Genomic DNA, 7,658 nt, shown 5'->3' with positions numbered 1-7,658 from the left:
TTTCAGTTTTATGGCAAATGGGCCAAAAAGCCCCGCAAAACCTACCTTGTAGGAGCGAGCTTGCTCGCGATGGCGTCCTTATAGGCGATGCAAGTCTCAAGGGCCCCATCGCGAGCAAGCTCGCTCCTACAGGGGAACCGGACAGGCAGGAGGGAGAGACGTTGTCATTTGAGAGCGCTATAGAGAGGGTCGCTGATAGTTGAGCAATATATTGCTCAACGGTGGTTTGTTCAGCATCATAGGTACCTGCCTCTCTTTATATAGCCCCGGACGACACCACCCCATGACCCAGCAGTCCCGCAGCCTGGCCTCGACACTTTTCCCCGTCGGCCTGCTGCTTATCGCAATGGCTTCGATTCAAACCGGCGCCTCCCTGGCCAAGAGCATGTTCCCGATTGTCGGCGCACAGGGCACCACCACCCTGCGCCTGATATTTGCCAGCATCATCATGGTGCTGGTCTTGCGCCCCTGGCGGGCCAAGTTCACCGCCAAGTCCCTGCGCACCGTCATCATCTATGGCATCGCCCTGGGTGGAATGAACTTCCTCTTCTATATGTCCTTGAGAAGCGTGCCCCTGGGCATCGCCGTCGCCCTGGAGTTCACCGGCCCGCTGGCAGTCGCGATCTACGCCTCACGCCGGGCCATCGACTTTCTCTGGATAGCCCTGGCGGTCAGCGGGCTCCTGCTGCTGATCCCCAGCGGCGCGGCCAGTGCCAGCCTTGATCTGCTCGGTACCAGCTACGCATTGGGGGCCGGCGTCTGCTGGGCGCTGTATATCCTCTACGGCCAGAAAGCCGGCAACGACAACGGTATCCAGACCGCCGCCCTCGGCGTGGTGATTGCCGCCCTGTTCATTGCCCCGATCGGCATCGTCCACGCCGGTGCGGCGTTGCTCACCCCGGCCTTGATCCCGACAGCCATCGGCGTTGCCATCCTGTCCACCGCCCTGCCCTACAGCCTGGAAATGGTCGCGCTGACGCGCATGCCCGCGCGCACCTTCGGCACCTTGATGAGCATCGAACCCTCCTTCGGCGCACTGTCTGGACTGCTGTTTCTCCACGAGTACCTGTCCACTGCCCAGTGGCTCGCCATCGCCTGCATTATCGGGGCCTCAGTCGGCGCCACGCTGACCCTGCGCAAGGAGTCCGCGCCGCCCGTTGCAGTCGATTGAAACAGAGTGTGAGTCAGCTCTGGTATTTACCGCTCAAATAAGACATGTTTGTATCTAACTTAATGCCAGCCTTGGAAATTTTGGACACAGGCCTCACGGAAGAATCAGGCGGCACGAAAAGCCAAACTGGACGAGTTGATCCGGGGGCAGAGATAGGGAAGGTAATGAAACGCGTCTTGATAGTTCTGGCAGTACTTGCCGTCGCTGGCTGCGCCGCGACCTCCAAACCGATGAAATACGGTAAGCGTGGCCTGCATATCAACTGTTCCGGGCTGACATCCTCCTGGGACAAGTGCTACACCAAAGCCGCCAATTCCTGCAGCGACAATGGCTATAGAGTCCTCGCCAAATCCGGCGATGCCGTGGAAGACCCGGGCGACTATCCGTTCGGCCTCAATCCGGCCGGCTATACCAGCCGCAGCATGATCATCGTCTGCAACAAGCCATCCAAGCTGAACCCTAAACTGCTGGCGCCATCTGACGATTGATTTCGTCGTGGCTCGATCTCAACACCTGGCGCTGAATCTCCGGCGTCACCAGCATTCGCGCCACCACCAGTGCCCCCACGCACTGGGACAGGATCGACCAGGCCTGGCTTTCGCTGCCCAGCGCCTGTGCCCACCGCTGCTGCAGGCGGTAAATCCAATCCTCGGCCTGCTGACGCACCGCCAGATTCCCCCGTGCTATTTCCGCGCCCAGCGCCGGCAAGGCACAGCCGTCCTCCGGCTGCTCGACATGGGCCATGCTCAGATAGAGTTTCAGGCAGCGCTCGAGTCGCGCCCGATCGGGCTCGCCGTCCCCGCCCAATCGCACCAGGCTCTGGTTCAACTCCCTCTCGACGATTGAGCTGAACAGCTCGTCCTTGGACGAGAAGTGACCGTAAAAAGCCCCGCCACTGAGGCCGACGGCTTTCATCAGGCCGTCCACACCGACGGTCGCAAAACCCTCTCGTTTTGCCGACGCCGCGCTGCTTTCGAGCAGCCGCTCACGGGTTTGCTGCTTGTGACTGAGGGAATAACGCATGATGCCCTTCCTGTTGACCGGCTTGACGCTTGGCGAATCGTAGCATAACGTTCGTTTAGTTAACGACCGTTTACTAAAGAGCGATCCACCCATGACTACTGCCACCCAGAACAAAAAAGTCGTATTGGTCGTCGGCGCCGGCGATGCCACCGGCGGCGCCATCGCCAAGCGTTTTGCCGCAGAAGGTTTTATCGCCTGCGTCACACGGCGCAGTGCCGACAAGTTGCAGCCCCTGGTCGACAGCATCCAGCAGGCCGGTGGCGAAGCCCATGGTTTTGCCTGCGATGCGCGCAAGGAAGAAGACGTTATCGCGCTGATCGAGCAGATCGAGAGCCAGATCGGACCGATCGAAGCCTTCGTCTTCAACATCGGTGCCAACGTGCCGTGCAGCATCCTTGAAGAAACCGCACGCAAGTATTTCAAGATCTGGGAAATGGCCTGTTTCTCCGGGTTCCTGAATGCCCGGGAAGTCGCCAAGCGCATGGTCACCCGCAACCGCGGCACTATCCTGTTCACCGGCGCCACCGCCGGCCTGCGTGGAGCGGCCGGCTTCGCCGCGTTTGCCGGCGCCAAGCACGGCATCCGCGCCCTGGCCCAGAGCATGGCGCGAGAACTCGGCCCACTGAATATTCACGTGGCCCATGTGGTGGTCGACGGTGCCATCGACACCGACTTCATCCGTACCAGCTTCCCGGAAAAGTACGCCCTCAAGGATCAGGACGGTATTCTCGACCCGGCCCACATCGCCGAGAACTATTGGTACCTGCACAGCCAGCCCCGCGACGCCTGGACTTTCGAGCTGGATCTGCGGCCCTGGAATGAACGCTGGTAAGCTCAACCCCAACGACAATAACAACAAGGATGCCGCATCCATGAAAAAAACCGTCGAGTTCTACTTTGACTTGGGCAGCCCGGCTGCCTACCTGGCGTTCACCCAGTTGCCTCAGCTCTGTGAACAGACCGACAGCCAGTTGGTCTATCAACCGATGCTGCTGGGCGGCATCTTCAAGGCCACGGGCAATGCCTCCCCCGCCGAGATACCGGCCAAGGGGCGTTATATGATCCAGGACCTGACGCGCCATGCCCGCCGTTACGGCGTGGCCTTTCGCTACAACCCGTACTTTCCGATCAATACCCTGTTGCTGATGCGCGCGACCACCGGCATGCAATTGCGTCACCCGGAGCGTTTTGTCGAGTTCGTCGACGTTCTCTACCGTGCCCTGTGGGTCGACGGACGCAACATGAACGACCCGGCGACGGTCGCCCAGGTACTGGGCGAGAACGCTTTCGAGCCACAGCAGATTCTCGCGCTGACCCAGGATGAAGAGGTCAAGGCCGCCCTCAAGGCCAAGACCGAGCAGGCCCTGCAGCGCGGGGTCTTTGGTGCCCCGAGCCTGTTTGTCGGCGATCAGTTGTTCTTCGGCCAGGACCGCCTCGACTTCGTCCGCGAAGCTTTGCTCCAGGCCTGATCAACTAGATCTCGATCACCAGCCGACCTTGCGCCTCACCGTCGGCCATCAAGGTATAGGCCTCCTCGGCGGTTTGCAGGGTAAAGCGTCGAGGATCGAGCAAGGGTTTCAATTGACCGGCTTCGATCAACCGGGCGGCCTGGGCCAGTATTTGCCCGTGATGCTCGCGACCGCGGCCGGTCAGCAAGGGCAGCAAGGTAAACACCCCGGAATACGTGGCCCCGCGAAAGGACAGCGGCGCCAGGCTATGTTGTCCCCAACCCAGGCAACTCAGGACATGCCCATGATAGGTCCGCGCGGCCTGGAACGACTGGTCCAGGGTTGCGCCACCCACCGTGTCATAGACAATGTCGAAGCCCTCGCCAGCGCTATGCTGCTGGACATATTGCTCCACGGACTGCAGCCGATAATCGATAAAGGTCGCGCCAAAGCCCTCGATTTCGGCTTGGTGCCTGGCCGAACCGGTGGCGAACACCTTGGCGCCGAAGGCCTTGGCAATCTGCACCGCCACATGCCCGACACCGCCCGCCCCGCCCTGGATCAGCACCGACTGATCGGCACCTACCCGGGCCCGGTCAACCAACCCCTCCCAAGCGGTAATCAGTACCAACGGCAATCCCGCAGCCTCGCGCATGCTCAGGTTGGCCGGCTTGCGTGCCAGCAATCGAGCATCGACCGCGGCAAACTCGGCCAGCGAACCCTGGGCGCCGCCGATCCCGGTGGCCAACCCGTAAACCTCATCGCCCACCACCCAGTCACTGACACCCTCGCCCAGGGCCTCAACCACCCCGGCCAGGTCCATGCCCAAAACCGCCGGCAACGGTTGACGGGCATGTGCAGCTTGTCCAGCGCGGATCTTGGCATCCAATGGGTTGATGCCACTGGCCTTGATACGGACCAGTACCTGACCTGCCGCCGGGACGGGACGGTCGATGGAAACCAGACGCAACGGTGCATTGGCGGCGTCGACCAGCAGAGCGTTCATTTCAAGCGAGTGGGACATGTCGGTAATCTCGGTCAGGGGAAGTGAGATCAATCATGCGCCCGAGCACTTATGCCGATAAGACGCGTTATTGTTATAGTGCCCATGCCCTTTTGGCATGAATGAGGTGCCCCGTGGATAAACTCAATGCAATGGCCGTCTTTGTCCGGGTTGTCGAGCGTGGCAGCTTCTCCGCTGTGGCCCGGGAGCTGCAGACCAGCCAGCCGACCATCAGCAAAATCCTCAAGGCCCTGGAAGCCGAACTGGGTGGCAAGCTGATAGCCCGCAGCACCCGCCAGCTGTCGCTGACCGATGAAGGCCAGCGCTACTACAGTGAGTGCCGACAGATCCTCGCCGCCGTGGACAACGCAGAGCATAGCTTTCAATCGGGCCGGGAGCAGGTCGCGGGCAGTCTGCGCATCGGTTCCTCGGTAAGTTTCGGCCGGTTGCAGATCGCCAGCCGACTGCCGGACTTCCTCGCGCGCTACCCGCAACTGGACATCGACCTGCAGCTCAACGACCAGAACCAGGACCTGGTCGAGGAAGGCCTGGATGTCAGCCTGCGTATTGGCGAACTGGGTGACAGCAGCCTGATCGCCCGACGAATCGGTGATACCCAACGGATCACCGTCGCCAGCGCCGCCTACCTGTCACATCGGGGCGAACCCCGCACTCCAGAACACTTGAGCGAGCACAACTGCCTGCAATTCAATCTGCTGAACAGTCAGAACCTCTGGCACTACGAAAAGGACGGACAGCGCTATAGCGTGCGCATCAAGGGCAATGCCCAGAGCAACAATTCGGAAGCGATTCGGGAAATGGTCCTGGGTGGGCTCGGCATTGCGCTGTCGCCGGTGTGGCTGTTTGCCGAGGACCTGAAGGCTGGGAGGGTCATGGCGGTCTTGCCTGACTATCAGACCCAGTCACTGCCGATCTATGCCGTGTTTCCGGCCAATCGTCGACAGTCCGCCAGGGTCAAGGCGTTTGTCGACTATATGAGCGAGGCCCTGCTGAAATCCTGAAAGCACCACACCCCCTGTAGGAGCCGGCTTGCCGGCGATGAGGCCAGCAAGCCTGTTAGCGATCTTGCGGACGCCATCGCCAGCAAGCCGGCTCCTACAGGACCGCGTATCAGCACAAAAGTGTCGTGCAGTCCTCGGTCAGATCGCGACGGTGCGGGTGTTCAACCATTCCAGCGCCGCGCCATCGAGCAACGGGCTCAAACGCTCGCGCACTTGGGCGTGATAAGCGTTGAACCAGTCACGCTCTTCCTGCGTCAGCAAAGACGTCTCCAGGCAACGGGTATCGATCGGGCACTGGGTCAGGGTTTCGAACTTGAGGAACTCGCCGAACTCGCTCTTGCCCGCTTCACGGTTCAGCACCAGGTTTTCGATCCGCACACCCCAACGGCCCGGACGATAGGTGCCCGGCTCGATGGAAGTGATCATCCCCGGCTGCATGGCGGTCTGCGGCGCCGCGACGGCCTGATAGGCGATCACCTGCGGGCCTTCGTGCACGTTGAGGAAGTAACCGACGCCATGACCGGTGCCATGCCCGTAATCCACGCTTTCAGCCCAGATCGGCGCCCGGGCGATGGCATCCAGCAGCGGCGAAAGAATGCCACGGGGGAACTGCGCGCGGGACAAGGCGATCACGCCCTTCAGCACCCGGGTGCAATCGCGTTTCTGCTCGGCCGTCGGCGTGCCCACCGGCACCATCCGGGTAATGTCCGTGGTGCCACCCAGGTACTGGCCGCCAGAGTCGATCAGCAACAGGCCGTCGCCCTCGATCAACGCATGCTCCGCTTCGGTGGCATGGTAGTGCGGCATCGCCCCGTTGGCATTGAAAGCGGCAATGGTATTGAAGCTCAGCGACACATAACCCGGACGGCGCGCCCGGGCCGCGCTCAGGCGTTCGTCGATGGTCAGCTCGGTGACACGCTCACGGCCCAGCGCGGTTTCCAGCCAGGCAAAGAATTCGCACAAGGCCGCGCCGTCTTGCTCCATCGCCTGACGGATATGCACCGCGTCATCCAGGCTTTTGCGGGATTTGGCCAGAGTCGTCGGGTTCAGCCCTTCGACCAGGGTCACCTCCTTAGCGAGGTTATCCAGCAAACCGACAGTAACCCGCGCCGGGTCAACCAGCAGGCTCGCCCCCGCCGGCACTCCGGCCAGCGCCGCGCCGACCTCGCTGTAGTCACGCAAGGTCACGCCATCGGCCTTGAGCACCTGCACAAGCTCGGCACTCACCTTGCTCAAGGACACGAACAGCGTCGCCTGCTCCTGGTTCAACAGGGCAAAGGACACGAACACCGGGTTGAAAGACACATCGGCACCGCGCAGGTTGAACAACCAGGCGATATCATCCAGCGTGGCGATGAAATGCCAGTCGGCGCCACGGGTTTTCAACTCCCGACGCAACTGCGCGAGCTTCTCGCCGCGCTCGACCGTCGCTTGCGGCGGCAAATGGGGGTAGATCGGTTGGTTTGGCAGCGCCTCGCGGTCTTCCCAGACCTGATCGAGCAGGTCGATGTCGGTGCGCAGTCGCGCGCCACGGGCCTGCAGTTTGTCACTCAGGGTCCGCGCCGAAGCCAGCGCCATGACGGCGCCATCCACCGCCACCACACCACCGGACGGCACCTGTTCGGCCAGCCAGTCCAGAGGACCGGGTTGCCCCGGCAACAATTTCATCAGTTCGATACCACTGCCGGCCAACTCCTTGGTCGCCTGCTCCCAGTACCGGCTGTCGGCCCAGACACCGGCGAATTCCAGGGTCACGATCAAGGTGCCGACCGAGCCATGGAAACCTGACAGCCACTGCCGCCCCTGCCAATAGGCGGGCAGGTATTCCGACAGGTGCGGATCGGCCGACGGCACCAGCAAGGCCTGCACGCCTTCGCGGCGCATCAGTTCACGGGTGCGTGCCAGCCGCTCGGGTACGATTCCTTGACTTGGGGTCTGCGTGCTCATCGTGTCTCCTGCTAACCACTTATTATTCAATTATTGACCGCCAC

At 61.6% G+C, this 7,658-nt stretch carries 8 protein-coding genes; 5 read left to right on the top strand and 3 right to left on the bottom strand.

The window, feature by feature from the left end:
- The first annotated feature begins 283 nt into the window (after nucleotides 1-283).
- Together rhtA and HX866_RS24455 are read left to right on the top strand one after the other, a co-directional pair.
- Nucleotides 284-1,171 (top strand): threonine/homoserine exporter RhtA, encoded by an 888-nt coding sequence (rhtA, locus tag HX866_RS24460; protein WP_177095298.1) that lies wholly within the window; start codon nucleotides 284-286, stop codon nucleotides 1,169-1,171.
- 164 nt (nucleotides 1,172-1,335) lie between these two features.
- Complete coding sequence (locus HX866_RS24455; protein ID WP_177095296.1) at nucleotides 1,336-1,659, top strand: hypothetical protein; 324 nt, start codon at nucleotides 1,336-1,338, stop codon at nucleotides 1,657-1,659.
- Here HX866_RS24455 and HX866_RS24450 read toward each other — a convergent pair.
- The gene (locus HX866_RS24450; protein WP_177095294.1) at nucleotides 1,631-2,194 is read right to left on the bottom strand and encodes a TetR/AcrR family transcriptional regulator; all 564 of its coding nucleotides are present in this window, start codon (nucleotides 2,192-2,194) and stop codon (nucleotides 1,631-1,633) included. The genes HX866_RS24455 and HX866_RS24450 overlap by 29 nt on opposite strands.
- A 91-nt stretch (nucleotides 2,195-2,285) precedes the next feature.
- Here HX866_RS24450 and HX866_RS24445 point away from each other — a divergent pair, with 91 nt between their 5' ends.
- Nucleotides 2,286-3,026 carry an SDR family oxidoreductase gene (locus tag HX866_RS24445; protein ID WP_177095292.1) on the top strand — a complete coding sequence of 247 codons (741 nt, stop codon included), beginning with the start codon at nucleotides 2,286-2,288 and terminating at the stop codon, nucleotides 3,024-3,026.
- Between the two features lie 40 nt (nucleotides 3,027-3,066).
- The gene (locus HX866_RS24440) at nucleotides 3,067-3,663 is read left to right on the top strand and encodes a 2-hydroxychromene-2-carboxylate isomerase (RefSeq protein ID WP_177140540.1); all 597 of its coding nucleotides are present in this window, start codon (nucleotides 3,067-3,069) and stop codon (nucleotides 3,661-3,663) included.
- A gap of 4 nt (nucleotides 3,664-3,667) precedes the next feature.
- On the opposite strand, the gene HX866_RS24435 is transcribed toward HX866_RS24440, so the two are convergent.
- Nucleotides 3,668-4,666, bottom strand: a complete 999-nt coding sequence (locus HX866_RS24435; protein ID WP_177140539.1) for a zinc-dependent alcohol dehydrogenase family protein — start codon at nucleotides 4,664-4,666, stop codon at nucleotides 3,668-3,670.
- A 101-nt stretch (nucleotides 4,667-4,767) separates the two neighbouring features.
- Between HX866_RS24435 and HX866_RS24430 the strand changes: the two genes are divergently transcribed.
- A complete protein-coding gene (locus tag HX866_RS24430) occupies nucleotides 4,768-5,667 on the top strand; it encodes a LysR family transcriptional regulator (RefSeq protein ID WP_177140538.1) in 900 nt (299 codons plus the stop codon).
- Between the two features lie 138 nt (nucleotides 5,668-5,805).
- On the opposite strand, the gene HX866_RS24425 is transcribed toward HX866_RS24430, so the two are convergent.
- Nucleotides 5,806-7,614, bottom strand: coding sequence for an aminopeptidase P family protein (locus HX866_RS24425; RefSeq protein WP_177105464.1), 1,809 nt, complete (start codon nucleotides 7,612-7,614; stop codon nucleotides 5,806-5,808).
- Nucleotides 7,615-7,658: the final 44 nt, after the last annotated feature.

The organism is Pseudomonas gingeri (assembly GCF_013386165.1).
GTDB lineage: Bacteria > Pseudomonadota > Gammaproteobacteria > Pseudomonadales > Pseudomonadaceae > Aquipseudomonas > Aquipseudomonas gingeri_C.
This window is presented reverse-complemented; position numbering and strand designations above follow the sequence as displayed.

Excerpts from the sequence above, each read along its gene's own strand:
- rhtA (WP_177095298.1), top strand. The coding sequence starts at position 284 with ATGACCCAGCAGTCCCGCAGCCTGGCCTCGACACTTTTCCCCGTCGGC.
- HX866_RS24455 (WP_177095296.1), top strand. The coding sequence starts at position 1,336 with ATGAAACGCGTCTTGATAGTTCTGGCAGTACTTGCCGTCGCTGGCTGC.
- HX866_RS24450 (WP_177095294.1), bottom strand. The coding sequence starts at position 2,194 with ATGCGTTATTCCCTCAGTCACAAGCAGCAAACCCGTGAGCGGCTGCTC.
- HX866_RS24445 (WP_177095292.1), top strand. The coding sequence starts at position 2,286 with ATGACTACTGCCACCCAGAACAAAAAAGTCGTATTGGTCGTCGGCGCC.
- HX866_RS24440 (WP_177140540.1), top strand. The coding sequence starts at position 3,067 with ATGAAAAAAACCGTCGAGTTCTACTTTGACTTGGGCAGCCCGGCTGCC.
- HX866_RS24435 (WP_177140539.1), bottom strand. The coding sequence starts at position 4,666 with ATGTCCCACTCGCTTGAAATGAACGCTCTGCTGGTCGACGCCGCCAAT.
- HX866_RS24430 (WP_177140538.1), top strand. The coding sequence starts at position 4,768 with ATGAGGTGCCCCGTGGATAAACTCAATGCAATGGCCGTCTTTGTCCGG.
- HX866_RS24425 (WP_177105464.1), bottom strand. The coding sequence starts at position 7,614 with ATGAGCACGCAGACCCCAAGTCAAGGAATCGTACCCGAGCGGCTGGCA.